Source organism: Pseudomonas sp. PDM24, assembly GCF_019218905.1.
Classification (GTDB): Bacteria; Pseudomonadota; Gammaproteobacteria; order Pseudomonadales; family Pseudomonadaceae; genus Aquipseudomonas.
The window spans coordinates 26,157-44,609 of record NZ_JAHUWR010000002.1; the positions used below are offsets into that span (position 1 = coordinate 26,157).

The following is an 18,453-nucleotide window of genomic DNA, read 5'->3' on the forward strand; positions in this document are numbered from 1 at the left end:
CTCCACGTGCAGGGTTGGTGTTGGTGTAGCCGGGGCGATCAATGCGCCTCTAAAAGTGGGTCGAGCGCGCGAACGTGTTCGACCTGCCAGCCAAGCGGTACCACGTCGCCGACAGCGAGCGCGGGATCGAGCTCGGCAATCGGTTGTTTCACGAAGAAGTCGGTCTTGCCGCAGACTTCCAGACGAACCCGGACGTGGTCGCCCAGATAGATGAATTCCGCCACCCGCCCCGAGAAGCGGTTGACGCAGGATTCGCTCGAACCATTGAGACTCACGCGTTCCGGGCGAATCGACAGGGTGACGGGGTCGCCGGTCTTGCCGACATTGACCGCCAGGGCTTCAACCTTTTCACCGCGACCGAGTTCGACGACACAACGGTCACCGGTGTGGCTGTGCAAGCGACCATTGAGACGGTTGTTCTCGCCGATGAAGTTGGCGACGAAGGTGTTTTTCGGTTCTTCATAGAGGGAGCGCGGTGGTGCGATCTGCTGGATCTCGCCCTGGTGGAACACCGCCACACGGTCAGACATGGTGAGGGCTTCGCCCTGGTCGTGGGTCACGTAGACCACGGTCACACCCAGGCGCTGGTGCAGGTGTTTGATTTCCATCTGCATGTGTTCGCGCAGTTGTTTGTCCAGTGCACCGAGAGGTTCATCCATCAGCACCAGTTGCGGTTCGAACACCAACGCACGGGCCAAGGCCACACGCTGTTGCTGGCCGCCGGACAGTTGCGCCGGATAACGCTGGGCGAAGGTGTCGAGCTGAACCATGCTCAAAACACGTTTGACCCGGTCACTGACATCATTCTTGTTCAAACCGCGCACGGTCAGCGGGAACGCCAGGTTCTCGGCGACCGTCATGTGCGGGAACAACGCGTAGTTCTGGAACACCATGCCGATGTCGCGTTTATGCGGCGGCACGTTGTTGATGGAGCGCCCGGCCAGTTGAATTTCGCCGGCGGTCGGCGTTTCGAAACCGGCGAGCATCATCAGACTGGTGGTCTTGCCGGAGCCGGACGGCCCGAGCAAGGTGAGGAATTCGCCTTTGCGAATATCCAGGTTGAGGTCTTTGACGATCAGGTTCTCGCCGTCGTAGCTCTTTTGCACTCCACGAAAGCTGACCAGAATATCGCTGGCCCCTGCGCTTGAATCAACCTGGCTCATACCCACACCTTTGTTATTGATGACTGCTGTGGACTAAGCCTAGTGGACGCTGGGAGGGGCGCAAATCGGGGCGCAGGAGAGAATCGCCTCAGCCGGATGGAAGATTGGGGGTAGGGATTGCCCTACAAGGATGGCGGGGATGGATATGTCGATTCGCGATCGCGACAAGCGGTGATCTGCAAGCCGCAAGATCAGGCAAAAGCGGCTTTGTGTGCATGTCGCAAATGGACATGCCTCAACGATCCCGTAGGAGCGAGGCTTGCCCGCGAAGGCGTCCTCAAGTGCGCTAAAAGCTTCGCGGGCAAGCCTCGCTCCTACGGGGGATCGCGTTCAAAATCAGAGGAGCTTGTGTTCCATCGCGTACTTCACCAGTTCGGCCAGGGAGGTGATGTTGAGTTTCTGCATCAGTCGCGCTTTGTGGGTGCTGATGGTTTTGCTACTGAGGGCCAGTTGTTGGGCGATGTCGTTGACGTTGGCGCCTTGGGCCAAGCGTTCGAATACCGAGAACTCACGCTCCGACAGCAATGAGTGCAACGGCCGCGAATCCGTCAGGCCGACTTCGAAGACCATCCGGTCAGCCAGGTCCGGGTCGATGTATCGCCCACCCGCCGCGACTTTGCGGATTGCCGTCAGCAGCAATGCCGGATCGCTGTCCTTGGTCGCATAACCTGCAGCGCCGACCTTCAACGCCCGGGCGGCCATTTGTGCTTCGTCGTGCATCGACAACACCAGGATCGCCGGGGGATTGTTCAAGGCGCGAATCCGCGGAATCGCTTCCAGGCCGTTGACCCCGGGCATGGAGATATCCAGCAACACCACTTCGCACGGAACATGGCGCAAGGTCTCGAGCAACTGCTCGCCATTGCTCGCCTCCCCTACCACCAGCAAGTCCTTGGCCAGGCCGATCAATTGCTTGATGCCTTCGCGAACGATGGTGTGGTCTTCGGCTACCAGTACACGGATCACTTGCCTCTCCTCAAAAATTGCCTTGTCGCCGAAAAGATCGCAGCCTTCGGCAGCTCCTACAGGGGTACGCGTTCGGCGTAGGAGCTGCCGAAGGCTGCGATCTTTTAGGGGTCCAACGGCACTCGCACGCTCAGGGTCGTACCCTCCCCCGGCTCACTCTCAAGCGACAACTGCCCGCCCATGATCAACACCCGCTCACGCATGCCGACCACTCCAAAGGATGTCGGCCTGCCAGTGGCGGCGACAAATCCTACGCCATCATCGCTGACAGTCAGGCAGAGTTCATCGCCCTCAAGGGCCAGCGTCAGTTCAACAGTATGCGCCTGGGCGTGGCGCATGACATTGGTCAGCGCTTCCTGAAGGATCCGGAACAGCCCGATGGCCTTGGCATCGCTGAGCACCGGCAGGTTATCCGGCACTTGTACCAGGCACGGGATCTGCGTGCGTGCCTCGAACCGCCGGGCCTGCCATTCAATGGCCGAGGCAATCCCGGCATCGAGAATCGGCGGCCGTAGCGCCGTGGCCACATCGCGCACCAGTTGAAACAGCTGAGCAATCAGCCGCTTCATGCTGTTCAAGCGCTCGTGCAGACCCGGATCGAGCTGGGCGTAGGCCAATTCGCACATGGACGTTTCCAGCTTCAACACGGTCAGCATCTGACCCAATTCGTCGTGGACTTCCCGGGCGATGCGGGCCTTTTCCTCTTCCCGAACGCTCTCCAGGTGGGCGGACAACTCGCGCAGTTGCTCGCGGGAGCTGGCCAGTTCCAGTTCGATGCGCTTGCTCTCGGTGATGTCCCAGACGATCCCGTCCCAGACATAGGCGCCGTCATCGAGGCGGCGAGTGATGGCCTTGATCTCGGCCCAGCGCTGCTCGCCCTGACGGGTCAGAATCCGGCCCTGCCACGACCAGTCACTGTCGGTGTCCAGCGCGTGATCCTGAGTCTGGTGATAACTGGCCCTGTCGTCCGGATGCACCAGACTGCGCAGGCCTTTGTCGCGATGGGCCAGCGTCGCGGGCGAGTAGCCCACCAGGCTCTCGCTGCCTTCACTGATGTAGGCAAAGTCGATCCGCCCGGTCACCGGCGCGCGCTCCAGACGAAAGACCAGGCCGGGGACGTTGGCGGCGATCCCTTGCAGGCGCGCTTCGCTTTCCTGCAACGCGGCCAGGGCGCGACGACGCTCGGTGACGTCATTGAGGTAAACCACCAGGTATTCGCCATCGCGAAAACGCAAGAAGCTCAACGAAACATCCGCCGGCAGGATACTGCCGTCCGCTCGCACGCAATGGGTCTCGAAACTTTGCGGCGCTTCGTCACTGGTCCGGGCGCGTTTCCACAGGCTCAGCCAGCGGTCCATGTGCAAGCCGGGCTCGAAGTCGATCAATGGCCGATCAATGATCCCGCCCACCGGGTAGCCAAGCATGGTTTCAGCCGCCCGGTTGGCATAGCGCACATGGCTGTCCCAGTTGACCCAGAGGATGCCGACGGTGCTCTGATCGATGGAAAACTGCGTGAGGCGCAAGGCCTCTTCGCTGGCCTCGCGCAGGGCAATGTCTTCGCGCGCCGCCAGCAATCGTTGCTCCAGACTGTGTTGCTGACGGCGCTGCCAGAACACAATGGCCATGCTGCTCAGCAGCAACACCACCAAGAGCAGGCAGAGGTTTTGCCAGAAACCCGGCGACTCGGACAGCCGCGGATACTTGGGTTGCACCCATTGATTGTGCAATTGCTCCAGATCCTTGGCCGGGATCGTCCGCAGCGCGCTTTCGACGATGCCGGCCAACTCCGGCCAGTCCCGGCGCGTGGCCACTCGCAGCAGTTGCGGGAAACCGATATCGCCCACCACCACCAGCCCGGAGAACTCGGGCTCGGCAGACAGACGCCCGAACTGAGCTTCATCGACCACGGCGTAGCCGGCCTGCTGACTCAACAACAGTTGCAGCGCCTGGCGCTCCAGAGGCACGCCCTGCAAGTTCAGATGGGGATAATTGCTGCGCAGATAATCGGCGGTGACGCTGGGCATGCGCACGGCAACGCGGGTCTGGCTGTCGAGTTTTTCCAGTTCTACCGCACCGGTGCTTTTCTGGTCGCTGACCACCAGTTGCGACACCCGCATGTAAGGGTCGGAAAATTGCCAGAGCCGCAAACCCACGGGGGTTTGCGTCAGGCCTGGCGCGATATCGATGTCGCCTTCACGGGCGGCGGCTTCCAGTTGCGCAAGATCGGGATAATTACGCCAGCTCAGTTCGATCTTGAGCGCCTTGGCCAACCACTTCATCAGCTCGATGTTAACCCCGGACAGGCGCTGCAAGCGGCGATCGTATTGGGCATAAGGCGTTTGCAACACCACGCCGACCCGCAACTCGCCATGCTGCGCCAGCCATTGCTGTTGCGCTGGCAACAACTGCACGACGTGCGCCGGTGGCGCGGGCGCCGCCCAGCCCATCAAGGGAAACCATAAACAGCCGATAACCCACAGGCAGCGAAAATGCTTCATCGAAGTCTCACACACTGACAAATACTGACCAACCCATTAGGCTGCCGGAATAACTTCTGGCCTGGAATATCCGATGCCCCCTGTCTACCGCCTGGCACTGCCAGCATTGTGCCTGTCGTTGATCCTGCCTTGCGCGTTTTCCGTCGAAGCGGCTGACCCGGCACCTGCCGCCGCGGAACAACCCGCAGAAGAAAAACCGGTTGAACGCCAGCCGCTGCTTGAGCGTAGTCAGGAAGAAGCGGCAGCACTTGAGAGAAAAATCCCTGCGCAGGAACAGCAACAACTGCAAGCCGGCACCGACAGCTTTCTCGCCTTGTGGAAACCGGCCAATACCGCCGACCCCAAAGGCGCGGTGATTATCATCCCGGGCGCCGGCGAAACCGTTGACTGGCCGCAAGCGATCAGCCCATTGCGCCGTAAATTGCCGGACGCCGAGTGGAGCAGCCTGAGTATCACCTTGCCGGACCTGCAAAGCGAAGCCATTGCGCCGCGTATCGTCGAAGTGGCGCCAGCGCCCAAAACGCCTGATGCCGGCAGCAAAGACGCGACGACTGCGGCGCCCATCGAACAGGCGGCCGGCGGCGAAGCGGAGGTAACCGACAAGGCCATCGTCGAAACCACCGAAGAACAAGCCAAAGCTGACGCCGAGCGAATCTTCGCGCGCATCGATGCCGCCATCGCCTACGCCGAACAGCAAAGCGCTCGCAGTATCGTCGTGGTGGGCCATGGTACCGGCGCTTACTGGGCCGCGCGTTATCTGAGCGAGAAGCAGCCATCGCAAGTCGAGAAATTCGTGATGATTGCCGCCCAGACGCCTGCTACAGCAAAACCGGGACTGGCTGAGCTCATACCCACCTTGAAGCTGCCTGCCGCAGACATCTTCTATATGGATAAGCCGGTGGATCGTAACGCGGCGCTGGAACGTTTGCAGGCCAGCAAGCGCTTGAAAACTTCGGGGTTCAGTCAGGTGTCGCTCAAGGCTTTGCCGGGGAATGCCAAGGCCGAGCAAGAGCAGTTGGTGCGGCGGGTGCGTGGGTGGTTGAATCCGCAGCCTGTGGCGGACTGATAGACCGAGTCGCCCCATTCGCGGGCAAGCCTCGCTCCTACAGGTTAGGTGTCGCGCCCGGCGCGCATAAAACTTGTAGGAGCGAGGCTTGCCCGCGAAGACGGAATCACTGACAACACAACTCTGCCCGGCTAACGAAAATCCCGCCGCTCACGAATCAACGTATAGGCATTGTGCAATTCACGAGTCTTGTCCGTGGCCTCGCGAACCTGCAACGCCGTCGCACCGCTGCCGGCAATCTTGTCCGGATGATGCCGACTGAGCAGGCGTCGATAGGCGTGCTTGATCTGTGCCGGCTCACTCGTGGCAGACACTCCCAACAGTCGCAAGGCATCCTGATACGTGATCGCGCTGGTGACCAACGGTCGCTTCTGTGGCTCGTAATCGCTGGCCAGCGCCTGCACTTGATGCGACGTCCAGCCGAGCCATTTGCCCCACTGGGCAATCAGCTCTCGCTCATTGTTACCGGCGCGACCATCCGCCCAGACCATCCGCCAACAGGCACGCAACACCCCTTCCGCCGCGTGGGGTTGAGCACTCAGGCGTCGCAGATAACCGCGCAACCGGTCGTGTCCCGACTTACCGCGATTGAATGCTGCAATCGCCCGACGTTGCGCCGACTCGGTCATTTCCAGCGAACGCATTTCCTGCCGCGCCTGCTGAATGTGGCCATCCACTACCCGCCCATCGCTCTTGGCCAATCGGCCTAGCAACACGAACAGCAGCTCATCGTTGCGCAGCACCGAGCGACCACCGAACTTCTCCCATAAATGCGCCCAGCTTTGCAGGTGCAAGCGCCGGTCCAGCGCCTGTCCCAATAAAGCGCCGAGCATGGCCCCCGGAATGCTGGCTATAGCAAAGCCCGCTCCGGCTCCAATCAGAGTCCCTGGCCACAACATGTCAGCGTCTCGCTTCTATCAGAGTGTCTACTTCAGCCAGGCGCTCGTGGGTGCCGACATCCACCCAATGCCCATTCAGGCGTTCACCGGTCACTTGCCCGTCAGCCATGGCTTTGCGCAGCAGCGGCGCAAGTTTGAAGGCGCCGGCCGAGCACCCGTCAAACAGATGCGGGTGCAGCACAGCGATGCCGCTGTAGGTCAAGGTTGATGTATCCGACCGACCGTCCTGCACATGGCCATCGACCAAAGCGAAATCCCCACTCGGGTGATGCGCCGGGTTGTCCGCCAATACCAAATGAGCGAGCCCGGCGATGGGCTGATGCAACACGCTGAAGTCGTAGTCGGTCCAGATGTCACCGTTGACCACCACAAAGGCCTCGTCTCCCAACAACGGCAACGCACGGAAAATACCGCCACCGGTTTCCAGCGGCTCACCTTCCGCCGAATACTGGATGCTCACGCCGTACCGCGAACCATCGCCCAGATAATCTTCGATCTGCTGACCGAGCCAGGCATGGTTGATCACGATCTCGCTAAACCCTGCAGTCGCCAAGGCGCGCAGGTGATATTCGATCAGGGGCACTCCGCCGGCGCGAACCAGCGGTTTTGGCGTGGTCAGGGTCAGCGGACGCATGCGCTCGCCTTTACCCGCTGCCAGAATCATTGCCTTCATGCAGTCGCTCCAGCACGCAGACTGGCCAGCAATTCACCCAGCGCCGCCAGTTCAGGGCGACGGGCGATGACGGCGTCTATATAAGCAAAGAAGCGCGGCACGTCGCCGAGGTAGCGCGGCTTGCCGTCGCGATGGCAGATACGGGCGAAAATGCCGATGACTTTCAGGTGCCGTTGCACACCCATCAGGTCGCTGGCGCGCAAGAAGTCTTCAAAATCTGGCTGCACCGGGATGTCGAGCGCACCCGCTTGCTGCCAGTAATCCTCCAGCCAGCCACGCACGCGCTCCTCAGGCCAACTGAGGAAGGCATCCTTGAACAGGCAGGTCACGTCATAGGTCACCGGCCCGTAGACCGCGTCCTGGAAATCCAGCACGCCGGGATTCGGTTCGCTGAGCATCAGATTGCGCGGCATGTAGTCGCGATGCACCAGGACTTTGGGCTGAGCCAGGGCGCTGTCGATCAGCAGGTCGCTGACCTGCTGCCAGAGCGTTTGCTGCGCCGAGTCGAACTCGATGCCCAGTTCGCGCTTCACGTACCACTCGGGGAACAGTTCCAGCTCGCGACGCAGCAGCGCCACGTCATAACTCGGCAGCGGCGCCACCATCGGCAACTGTTGGAAAGCCAACAGCGCTTGCAGGGCATCCTTGAACAAATCATCGGCGTTTTCGCTGTCGATCACGTCCAGATAAGTCTTGTTGCCCAGGTCATTGAGCAAAAGAAAACCACGTTCGAGGTCTTCGGCATAAATTTTCGGCACGTTTATTCCGGATTTCGCCAGCAGAAAAGCGATATCCACGAAGGGTTTGCAGTTTTCCTGGGGCGGCGGCGCGTCCATCACGACGAAACTTCTGCCTGCGCCTTCCCAGCGGAAATAGCGCCGAAAACTCGCGTCGCTACTGGCCGCAGTCAACGTGGCCGGGGGCACGGTGCCCCAACCTTGTTCTGCAAAGAGGATAGCCAACTGTTCATCGAGCCAAACTTTCAGGTGTTGCAAACGTACATCTTGGTCAGGCATTGCAAGGGTCTCCGACGGCGCTAGCCGTCAAGCGGGTCATGCTTTATTATCCAGCATCTTTTTCAGACCATCGAGAGGCGTGCGGCCCACACCGCGGGCAGATGGCACGCAGGAAGCCCGGACTAATAAGATGGCATTGAAATCCCCCGCGTTTCGTAAAAAATTTCCGTTGTTGGTCACCGGCAGTCTGCTGGCCCTGCAACCTCTAGCCACTTCGTTCGTGGTCGCCGCGGAACAGTATGACTGCTCAGTCTCTGCTTCGGGTGCCTGGGACTGCGCGCCAAAGGCACCGGCTGCTGCATTGCCGCCACGCCCCGTCCATGATGGCAGCGCAGTTTCCGCCACTGGCGAAGCTGCGGCAGACACCGGCTCCAGCGCAGATACCGGCGCCAAACCCGTGCTGGTTACGGAGTCCAAGGGCCGCGGCTTGAAGTCGCGTAGTGAAGACTACAGTCACCTCGACTGGGTTCCGCGCGAGAAGCTCACCGCAGCGCAATTGGCCGAAACCGGTCCTTACTGCTCTGGTTCCTATATCGAACCGATTCGTCCTGGCATGAATGACAAGACGAGTAAAAGTGACGCTCCGACCTTTCTCGGTGCCAAAGCCTCTCGCTATAAGCAGGATGAGCAGGTCGCTACTCTGGCCGGTGACGTCGTTATGCGTCAGGGCAGCATGCAGGTAGAAGCCGACGAAGCGAACCTGTACCAGGCCGAGAGCCGTGGCGAACTGAGCGGCAACGTGCGTGTTCGCGACAACGGCGCACTGATCGTGGGCGACCACGCCGACGTGCAGCTCGACACGGGTGAAGCCAAAGTCGACAACGCCGAATACGTGATGCACAAATCGCGTATCCGCGGTAACGCGCTATATGCCAAACGGGCCGAGAACGCGATCATCCGCCTCAAGGACGGTACGTACACCACGTGCGAACCGGACAGCAACGCCTGGCAGCTCAAGGGCAACAACATCACCTTGAACCCGGCGACCGGTTTCGGTACTGCGACCAACGTGACGCTGCGGGTCAAGGACATTCCGGTTCTGTACACGCCGTACATCTACTTCCCGATCGACGACCGTCGTCAGTCCGGCTTCCTGCCACCGACCATTGGCACCGGCAGCGATACCGGCTTCCTGCTGGTCACTCCGTACTACTTCAACCTGGCACCGAACTACGATGCCACGTTGTACCCGCGCTATATGAGCAAGCGTGGCCTGTTGATGGAAGGCGAGTTCCGCTACCTGACCAAGTCCAGCGAAGGCCAGTTCGGCGCCTCGTACCTCAATGACGAGAACGACGATCGCAAGCTGCAGACTGACTACGAAAAAACCCGCTACATGTACAACTGGCAGCACAAGGGTGGCCTGGACTCGCGCGTATTGACTCAGGTCGATTACACCAAGATCAGCGATCCGTATTACTTCCAGGATTTGCAGACTGATCAGATTGGTGTGAAAAGTGCCGATTTCGTGAATCAGCAAGGTTCTGTCACCTATCGTGGCGACAGCTACACCGCTCGTTTGAATGCCCAGGCTTATCAGCTGGCGACCGTTTCGAACATCACGCCTTATGATCGTTTGCCGCAGATCACCTTCAATGGGCAGCTGCCGTATCATCCGGAAGGTTTGAACTTCGATTACGAGACGGAAGTCGTGCGGTTTGAGCGTGACTTGGAGAATGGCGACTTCGTAAACGAAGACGGCACGGTCGAATCGCGTCTTGATAACAACGTTGCAGGCCTTGCCCGAGCCAATGGCACCCGTCTGAACCTGAAACCGGGTGTCAGCCTGCCAATGAACGCGACCTATGGTTTCCTCAAGCCATCGCTCAAGTACCAATACACCCAATACGATCTCGATCTTGATGGTACCGGCAAAAACGATCTAGTGACGAATCGAAATGGTGCATCAGCGCTCGGCGAATCGTTCGGCAGTTCGCAAAACCGCGGCGTGCCAATCGCCAGCATCGACAGCGGTCTGTATTTCGACCGCAACACCACCTGGTTCGGCAAAAACTATCGCCAGACCCTGGAACCGCGCCTGTTCTACCTCTATGTACCTGAGGAAGACCAGAAGGATATTCCGGTATTCGACACTAGCGAATACACCTTCAACTACGCCTCGCTGTTCCGCGACAACCGCTTCTCCGGCTCCGACCGTGTCGGCGACGAGAACAAGCTGTCGCTGGGCGTGACCAACCGCTGGATTGAAGATAACGGCTTCGAACGTCAACGCATCAGCGTCGGCCAGGCCTTGTACTTCAAGGACCGCGAAGTACAGTTGCCAGGTATCGATGCGAAAACCCGCGACGATGCAAAATCCAGTGTTTCGCCTTATGCGCTGGAATACGAATACCGCTGGAACCGCGATTGGCGCACCACCGCCGATTACAACTGGGACCCGGACAGCCGCAGCCCTCGCTCGGGTAGCGCGATGTTCCACTACCAGCCTGAAGACAACCCGAACAAGGTCATCAACGCCGGTTATCGCTATCGCAATGACCAGGTCCGTTATGACCAGAACACCGGTAAATGGTCGGTAGGCGGCGGTGACTACGGTACTCCGGGCACTCCTGGCTATGTGAAGGACTACTACAAGATCAAGCAGCACGACTTCTCGGTGATCTGGCCGATCGTGCCGCAGTGGAACGCCATCAGCCGCTGGCAGTATGACTACAACCGCAACCGTACTCTGGAAGCCTTCGGTGGTTTCGAATACGACAACTGCTGCTGGAAATTGCGCCTGATCAACCGTTACTGGGTCAGCTATGACGAGTTCAGTCAGAACGCCCCGGAAAACGAAAAAGGCGACCACGGCGTCTTCCTCCAAATTGTTCTGAAGGGACTCGGCGGCCTCACTGGCGCCAAGGTAGAGAGCTTCCTCGACAAAGGCATCCAAGGTTATCGTGAACGTGAAGACCAAGCTTTCTGATTGTCTGCGCCCGCTGATGCTGGGCGCGCTGTTCCTGGGTACCGCGGCCAACGCCGCGGTACAGTCCATCGATAAAGTGGTGGCTATCGTCGACAATGACGTGGTCATGCAGAGCCAACTGGACCAGCGTGTTCACGAAGTTCAGCAAACCATCGCCAAACGCGGTGCTGCCGTACCGCCTGCCGGCGTGCTGGATCAGCAGGTGCTCGAGCGTCTGATCGTCGAAAACCTGCAACTGCAGATCGGCGAGCGTTCCGGCATTCGCATTACCGATGAAGAACTGAACCAGGCTGTCGGCACCATTGCCCAGCGCAACAACATGTCGATTGAACAATTCCGCTCCGCTTTGTCTCGCGACGGCCTGTCTTATGACGACGCTCGTGACCAGATCCGCCGCGAAATGATCATCAGCCGTGTGCGTCAGCGCCGTGTAGCTGAACGCATCCAGGTGTCCGAGCAGGAGGTGAAGAACTTCCTGGCGTCCGACCTGGGCAAGATGCAGCTGTCCGAAGAGTTCCGTCTGGCCAACATCCTGATTCCTACGCCGGAAAGCGCCAACTCCGACGCGATTCAGAATGCAGCCAAACAAGCCGACGCGGTTTACCAGCAACTCAAGCAAGGCGCTGACTTCGGTCAGTTGGCAATCGCCAAATCCGCCAGCGAAACCGCACTGGAAGGCGGCGACATGGGCTGGCGTAAAGCTGCTCAACTGCCACCTCCGTTCGATCGCCTGCTGAGCACCATGGCTGTTGGCGACATTACCCAGCCTATGCGTACCCCGGGCGGCTTCATCATTTTGAAGATCCTCGACAAGCGTGGCGGCGAAGCCCAGGTGCGTGACGAAGTGCATGTGCGTCACATCCTGGTCAAACCAAGCCCGATCCGCGACGAAGCAAAAACCAAGGCTCTGGCTGATTCGCTCTATTCCCGTATCGAAGCGGGCGAAGATTTCGGCGAGCTGGCGAAAAGCTTCTCGGAAGACCCGGGTTCCGCCCTCAACGGTGGCGATCTGAACTGGATCGACCCGAATGCACTGGTGCCGGAATTCCGCGAAGTGATGGCCAAGACCCCACAAGGTCAGCTGTCCAAGCCGTTCCAGACTCAATATGGCTGGCACGTTCTGGAAGTCCTTGGTCGCCGTGCTACCGACAGCACCACCCAGGCCCGTGAACAACAAGCGATGACCGTACTGCGTAACCGCAAATACGACGAAGAGCTGCAAACCTGGCTGCGTCAGATCCGTGACGAAGCGTATGTAGAAATCAAGCTCCCTGGTGCAGACCAGGCAACGCAGTGAAACCCAAGCGTTTCGCGTTGACCCCCGGCGAACCGGCCGGCATAGGTCCCGACCTGTGCCTGCTGCTCGCCTCGCAAGCCCAGCCACACCCTCTGATTGCCATTACCAGCCGCGACCTGCTCATCGAGCGGGCCGCGCAGTTGGGCGTGGTTGTTGATCTGCTGTCGGTAACGCCGGACAGCTGGCCGGATGCTCCCGCACCGGCCAACAGCCTGTATGTGTGGGATACGCCGCTTAACACCAAGGTCATCGCCGGGCAACTGGACAAAGCCAATGCGGCTTTCGTTCTGGAAACCCTGACGCGTGCTGGCCAGGGCTGCCTGGACGGGCATTTCGCCGGCATGATCACCGCCCCAGTGCACAAAGGCGTGATCAATGAATCCGGAATCGCCTTTTCCGGGCACACGGAATTTCTCGCTGACCTGACTCATACCGCGCAAGTGGTGATGATGCTCGCCACCCGCGGCTTGCGCGTAGCGCTGGTTACTACTCACCTGCCCCTTCGCGAGATTGCCGACGCAATCACGCCGGAGCGTCTGGAGCGGGTCACGCGGATCCTGTACGCCGACCTGCAAGAAAAATTCGGCATCGCCCAGCCACGCATCCTGGTTTGCGGTCTCAACCCGCACGCCGGTGAAGGCGGTCACTTGGGCCATGAAGAAATCGACATCATCGAACCTACATTAGAGCGCCTGCGCGGCGAGGGCATGGACCTTCGCGGCCCCCTGCCCGCCGACACTCTGTTTACCCCCAAATATCTGGAGCACTGCGACGCGGTGCTGGCGATGTACCACGACCAGGGCCTGCCCGTGCTGAAATACAAAGGCTTCGGCGCGGCAGTCAACGTGACCCTTGGCTTGCCGATCATCCGCACTTCGGTCGACCATGGCACCGCCCTGGATCTGGCCGGCAGCGGCAAAATTGATACCGGCAGCCTGCAAGTCGCCCTGGAAACCGCCTATCAGATGGCCGAGACCCGTTTATGACCGAGCATTACCAACACCGGGCGCGCAAGCGCTTCGGCCAGAACTTCCTGCACGATGCCGGCGTTATCGATCGCATCCTGCGTTCCATTCACGCCAAACCCGAAGACCGTCTGTTGGAAATCGGCCCGGGCCAAGGCGCATTGACCGAAGGCCTGCTCAACAGTGGCGCCCAACTGGACGTGGTGGAGCTGGACAAGGACCTGATCCCGATCCTCAACCAGCAGTTCGCCAGCAAGAGCAATTTCCACCTGCATCAGGGTGATGCGCTGAAGTTCGACTTCAACAGCCTGAACGCCGCGCCGAACAGCCTGCGAGTGGTCGGCAACCTGCCGTACAACATCTCTACGCCGCTGATTTTTCATCTGCTGCACAACGCAAGCCTGATTCGTGACATGCACTTCATGCTGCAAAAAGAAGTGGTCGAGCGTCTGGCGGCGGGGCCTGGTGGCGGTGACTGGGGTCGCCTGTCGATCATGGTTCAGTACCATTGCCGGGTAGAACATCTGTTCAACGTCGGCCCGGGCGCATTCAATCCGCCGCCGAAAGTCGACTCGGCCATCGTGCGCCTGGTGCCTCACGCTGTACTGCCGCATCCAGCCAAAGATCACAAACTGCTGGAGCGCGTCGTGCGCGAAGCCTTCAACCAGCGCCGTAAAACCCTGCGCAACACGCTGAAATTGTTGCTGAGCAACGCTGAAATCGAAGCCTCCGGCGTCGATGGCAGCCTACGCCCCGAGCAGCTCGATCTGGCGGCCTTCGTTCGTCTGGCCGACAAGCTCAGCGAACAAGTCCTACACAAGCCTGCCACCGACTGAAAGGCGATGAGCGCTATCGGGTAGGACGCCACTCTGGTTTACTACCCGATACTTGGCCTAGACTGAGTTCTATCAGCTATGCCCCGCGTCCCGCTTCGTTTCTAAGGCCTTTTGCATGTCCGATCCTCGTTATCAGGTCGACGTCAGCGTCGTCACCCGCTATCTGGCAGAACAATCGCAACCCGAGCAAAATCGCTTTGCCTTCGCCTACACCATCACCGTGCAGAACAATGGCGAGTTACCGGCCAAGCTGCTGTCGCGGCATTGGGTGATCACCGACGGTGACGGGCATGTCGAGGAGGTTCGTGGTGCAGGCGTCGTCGGCCAGCAGCCGTTGATAGACGTGGGCAAGAGCCACACCTACAGCAGTGGCACTGTCATGACGTCCAAAGTCGGTACGATGCAGGGCACTTATGAGATGGTCGCCGACGACGGTAAACACTTCGACGCCGTCATCGCTCCGTTTCGCCTGGCAGTACCCGGAGCCCTGCACTGATGGCGACGTATGCCGTCGGCGATTTGCAAGGCTGCCTTGAGCCGCTGCAATGCCTGCTCAAGCAAGTCGCTTTCGACCCGGCAAAGGATCGCTTGTGGCTGGTGGGTGACCTCATCAACCGTGGCCCACAGTCGCTGGAGACCTTGCGCTTCCTTTATAGCATCCGCGAATCGCTGGTGTGCGTACTCGGCAACCATGACCTGCACTTGCTGGCGGTCGGGCAAAACATCGAACGCCTGAAGAAGGCCGACACGCTGCGCGAGATTCTTGAAGCACCCGATTGCGGGGAGCTGCTGGAGTGGGTTCGGCAACAAAAGCTCATGCATTACGACGAACAGCGCGATATCGCCCTGGTCCATGCCGGCATTCCGCCTCAATGGTCGCTGCGTAAAGCCTTGAAGTGCGCCGCCGAAGTCGAAGACGCCCTGCACGATGACAATCGCTTCGCGCCTTACCTTGACGGCATGTACGGCAATGAGCCGGTGAAATGGGACAACGATCTCAAAGGCGCGGCTCGCCTGAGAGTCATCACCAACTATTTCACCCGGATGCGTTTTTGCACCAGCGACGGCAAACTCGACCTCAAGGGCAAGGAAGGCATCGACACCGCACCGCCGGGTTATGCGCCATGGTTTGCCCACAAGGAGCGCAAGACCAAAGGCCTGAAGATCATCTTCGGCCATTGGGCGGCGCTCGAAGGCCAGTGCAACGAGCCAGGTCTGTTTGCGCTCGACACCGGTTGCGTCTGGGGTGGCGCCATGACCCTGATGAACGTCGACACCGGTGAGCGCCTGCAATGTAAATGCGCCCCCCGAGGTAATACCCGGCCGCCAGTCGCCGCCTCTATCCCCGAACAAACGTCAGCCAGCGCCCCGCGCTAGACTGCGCTTTCAGCCGAGCCACAGGAGCCCGCCATGAGCGAATTCAAACGTATCCCCCCAGAACAGGCCCAGGCCCTGCGCGAACAAGGCGCGGTGGTGGTCGATGTCCGTGACCCGGCAACGTTTGCCGCACTGCACATCGCCGGTTCGAAGCATCTGGACAATCATTCTCTGCATGCTTTCATTCAGGGCGCTGACCTGGACGCGCCGACGGTAGTGGTCTGCTATCACGGCAATTCCAGCCAGGGCGCGGCTGCCTATCTAGTCAGCCAAGGCTTCTCCGACGTCTATAGCATGGATGGCGGTTTCGAGTTGTGGCGTACGACCTATCCTTCGGAAACGGCGCAAAGCACTTCCGAATAATTTTTTTCAATGCGCGCAAGCCCCGGTCCCCGCGGGCTAGCGCGGTGACAGACGAACGGTCTGCCACAACTTATTACGCATCTTGCATTTACCTTCCGAATTCCCAACTATCCTTAAGCGCAGGCCATCCAAAACAGGGGAGAGCCGGTACACCGGCGCGCGGGTCATCGGGAGTAGCTTTCGGAGTCGTCAGCTCCGAGAGAGTTCTGGGGGGTAAACAGCAACTGCCTGTTCGGTTGCTGCCAGCATCGACTGAGTGATCCGGCGTCGGCTCCACGTATCGAGCGAGGTGACGTCATGAGTATCTTTAGCCACTTCCAACAACGCTTCGAGTCCACGCGCCAGGAAGAACTCTCTCTGCAGGAGTACCTGGAGCTGTGCAAAAAGGACCGCAGCGCCTACGTTTCCGCCGCCGAGCGTCTCTTGCTGGCCATCGGAGAACCGGAGCTGCTCGACACCTCGACCAATTCGAGGCTGTCGCGAATCTTTTCCAACAAGGTGATCCGCCGCTATCCGGCCTTTGAAGACTTCCATGGGATGGAAGAATGCATCGACCAGATCGTGTCGTATTTCCGCCATGCGGCCCAGGGTCTGGAAGAGAAGAAACAGATCCTCTACCTGCTCGGCCCTGTCGGTGGCGGTAAGTCGTCCCTGGCCGAAAAGCTCAAACAACTGATCGAGAAAGTGCCCTTCTACGCAATCAAGGGCTCGCCGGTTTTCGAGTCGCCTTTGGGTCTGTTCAACGCCACCGAAGATGGCGCGATCCTTGAGGAAGACTTCGGCATTCCCCGGCGCTATCTCAATACCATCATGTCGCCATGGGCCACCAAGCGTCTGGCCGAATTCGGCGGCGACATCAGCCAGTTCCGCGTGGTGAAACTCTATCCGTCGATTCTCAACCAGATCGCGGTGGCGAAAACCGAGCCGGGAGATGAAAACAACCAGGACATCTCGGCACTGGTGGGTAAGGTCGATATCCGCAAACTGGAAGAGTTCCCGCAGAACGACGCCGATGCCTATAGCTACTCGGGGGCGCTGTGCCGGGCCAACCAGGGCTTGATGGAGTTCGTCGAAATGTTCAAGGCACCGATCAAGGTGCTGCACCCATTGCTGACGGCCACCCAGGAAGGCAACTACAACAGTACCGAAGGTTTGGGGGCGATTCCGTTTACCGGGATCCTGCTGGCTCACTCCAACGAGTCGGAATGGCACACCTTCCGCAACAACAAGAACAACGAAGCATTCATCGACCGGATCTATATCGTCAAAGTGCCGTACTGCCTGCGCGTCAGCGACGAGGTGAAGATCTACGACAAGCTTCTGTTCAACAGCTCGCTGGCCAAGGCCCATTGCGCGCCCGATACCCTGAAAATGCTCGCACAATTCACCGTACTTTCGCGCCTCAAGGAGCCGGAAAACTCCAACATCTATTCCAAGATGCGCGTGTATGACGGCGAAAACCTCAAGGACACCGATCCGAAGGCCAAGTCGATCCAGGAATACCGCGACGCAGCGGGTGTCGACGAAGGCATGAACGGTCTGTCGACCCGCTTCGCCTTCAAGATTCTGTCGAAGGTCTTCAACTTCGATCCGCACGAAATCGCTGCCAACCCGGTACACCTGCTCTACGTGCTGGAACAGCAGATTGAACAGGAACAGTTCCAGGCCGAGACCCGGGAACGCTATCTGCGCTTCCTGAAAGAGTACCTGGCGCCGCGTTATATCGAATTCATCGGCAAGGAGATTCAGACTGCCTACCTCGAGTCTTACAGCGAGTACGGTCAGAACATCTTCGATCGCTACGTGCTGTACGCCGACTTCTGGATTCAGGATCAGGAATACCGCGATCCGGAAACCGGCGAGATCCTCAACCGCGTAGCCCTGAACGAAGAACTGGAGAAAATCGAAAAACCGGCCGGCATCAGCAATCCGAAGGATTTCCGCAACGAAATCGTCAACTTCGTACTGCGCGCCCGAGCCAACAACAACGGCAAGAACCCAACCTGGCTCAGCTACGAAAAACTGCGGGTGGTCATCGAGAAGAAAATGTTCTCCAACACCGAGGATTTGCTGCCGGTCATCAGCTTCAACGCCAAGGCCAGCAAAGAGGACCAGCAGAAGCATAACGACTTCGTCACACGGATGGTCGAGCGGGGCTACACCGACAAACAGGTACGACTGCTGTCCGAGTGGTACTTGCGGGTCAGAAAATCACAGTAACCCGCTGCCGGTCAGACCGGTTGTCGTTAGCCCGAGGCCTGTTTACGCTTTTTCTGTTACACAGGCCTCTGGAGGTGTCCGAAATGCGGTAGCGAGGTTCAGGCAGCATCAAAGCGCTTGAGGGGAGCGTGTACACCCTCCGGCACTGGCCTTATGCTGCGTTAACGCTCGCCCCTTTCAGGACA

General features: G+C 59.4%; 15 protein-coding genes. 9 read left to right on the forward strand and 6 right to left on the reverse strand.

Annotated features, from left to right (window positions below; genetic code table 11):
- Positions 1-38: 38 nt before the first annotated feature.
- From KW837_RS08020 to KW837_RS08030, 3 genes are all read right to left on the reverse strand, one after another.
- Positions 39-1,163, reverse strand: coding sequence for an ABC transporter ATP-binding protein (locus KW837_RS08020; RefSeq protein WP_123497410.1), 1,125 nt, complete (start codon positions 1,161-1,163; stop codon positions 39-41).
- 336 nt (positions 1,164-1,499) lie between these two features.
- Positions 1,500-2,129, reverse strand: coding sequence for a response regulator transcription factor (locus tag KW837_RS08025; protein WP_003210977.1), 630 nt, complete (start codon positions 2,127-2,129; stop codon positions 1,500-1,502).
- A gap of 104 nt (positions 2,130-2,233) precedes the next feature.
- Entirely contained in the window at positions 2,234-4,627 is a 2,394-nt protein-coding gene (locus KW837_RS08030) for a PAS domain S-box protein (protein WP_218395189.1), read from the reverse strand.
- A 73-nt stretch (positions 4,628-4,700) separates the two neighbouring features.
- On the opposite strand from KW837_RS08030, the gene KW837_RS08035 reads away from it, so the two are divergent.
- Positions 4,701-5,693 (forward strand): alpha/beta hydrolase family protein, encoded by a 993-nt coding sequence (locus KW837_RS08035; protein WP_218395190.1) that lies wholly within the window; start codon positions 4,701-4,703, stop codon positions 5,691-5,693.
- A gap of 131 nt (positions 5,694-5,824) precedes the next feature.
- Here the strand turns inward: KW837_RS08035 and KW837_RS08040 are convergent, their stop codons facing one another.
- From KW837_RS08040 to KW837_RS08050, 3 genes are read right to left on the reverse strand one after another with little or no spacing between them, the layout of a single operon-like run.
- A complete protein-coding gene (locus KW837_RS08040) occupies positions 5,825-6,592 on the reverse strand; it encodes a TerB family tellurite resistance protein (protein WP_218395191.1) in 768 nt (255 codons plus the stop codon).
- 1 nt (position 6,593) lies between these two features.
- A complete protein-coding gene (gene murU, locus KW837_RS08045) occupies positions 6,594-7,265 on the reverse strand; it encodes an N-acetylmuramate alpha-1-phosphate uridylyltransferase MurU (protein ID WP_218395192.1) in 672 nt (223 codons plus the stop codon).
- Positions 7,262-8,281 carry an aminoglycoside phosphotransferase family protein gene (locus tag KW837_RS08050; protein ID WP_218395193.1) on the reverse strand — a complete coding sequence of 340 codons (1,020 nt, stop codon included), beginning with the start codon at positions 8,279-8,281 and terminating at the stop codon, positions 7,262-7,264. Before KW837_RS08050 ends, murU begins: the two co-directional genes overlap by 4 nt.
- A 130-nt stretch (positions 8,282-8,411) precedes the next feature.
- Here KW837_RS08050 and KW837_RS08055 point away from each other — a divergent pair, with 130 nt between their 5' ends.
- The 8 genes from KW837_RS08055 (at position 8,412) to KW837_RS08090 (ending at position 18,268) form a co-directional block, all read left to right on the forward strand.
- Positions 8,412-11,210 (forward strand): LPS-assembly protein LptD, encoded by a 2,799-nt coding sequence (locus tag KW837_RS08055; RefSeq protein ID WP_218395194.1) that lies wholly within the window; start codon positions 8,412-8,414, stop codon positions 11,208-11,210.
- Positions 11,191-12,507 (forward strand): peptidylprolyl isomerase SurA, encoded by a 1,317-nt coding sequence (surA, locus tag KW837_RS08060; RefSeq protein ID WP_192344788.1) that lies wholly within the window; start codon positions 11,191-11,193, stop codon positions 12,505-12,507. Before KW837_RS08055 ends, surA begins: the two co-directional genes overlap by 20 nt.
- Positions 12,504-13,493, forward strand: a complete 990-nt coding sequence (gene pdxA / locus KW837_RS08065; protein WP_218395195.1) for a 4-hydroxythreonine-4-phosphate dehydrogenase PdxA — start codon at positions 12,504-12,506, stop codon at positions 13,491-13,493. Before surA ends, pdxA begins: the two co-directional genes overlap by 4 nt.
- A complete protein-coding gene (gene rsmA, locus KW837_RS08070) occupies positions 13,490-14,308 on the forward strand; it encodes a 16S rRNA (adenine(1518)-N(6)/adenine(1519)-N(6))-dimethyltransferase RsmA (RefSeq protein ID WP_192344790.1) in 819 nt (272 codons plus the stop codon). Before pdxA ends, rsmA begins: the two co-directional genes overlap by 4 nt.
- Positions 14,309-14,423: 115 nt before the next feature.
- Positions 14,424-14,804 (forward strand): Co2+/Mg2+ efflux protein ApaG, encoded by a 381-nt coding sequence (apaG, locus tag KW837_RS08075; RefSeq protein WP_123497395.1) that lies wholly within the window; start codon positions 14,424-14,426, stop codon positions 14,802-14,804.
- Positions 14,804-15,685, forward strand: a complete 882-nt coding sequence (locus KW837_RS08080) for a symmetrical bis(5'-nucleosyl)-tetraphosphatase (protein ID WP_218395196.1) — start codon at positions 14,804-14,806, stop codon at positions 15,683-15,685. Before apaG ends, KW837_RS08080 begins: the two co-directional genes overlap by 1 nt.
- Positions 15,686-15,718: 33 nt before the next feature.
- Positions 15,719-16,048, forward strand: coding sequence for a thiosulfate sulfurtransferase GlpE (glpE, locus tag KW837_RS08085; RefSeq protein ID WP_218395197.1), 330 nt, complete (start codon positions 15,719-15,721; stop codon positions 16,046-16,048).
- 297 nt (positions 16,049-16,345) lie between these two features.
- Positions 16,346-18,268 carry a PrkA family serine protein kinase gene (locus KW837_RS08090; RefSeq protein WP_007904259.1) on the forward strand — a complete coding sequence of 641 codons (1,923 nt, stop codon included), beginning with the start codon at positions 16,346-16,348 and terminating at the stop codon, positions 18,266-18,268.
- Positions 18,269-18,453: the final 185 nt, after the last annotated feature.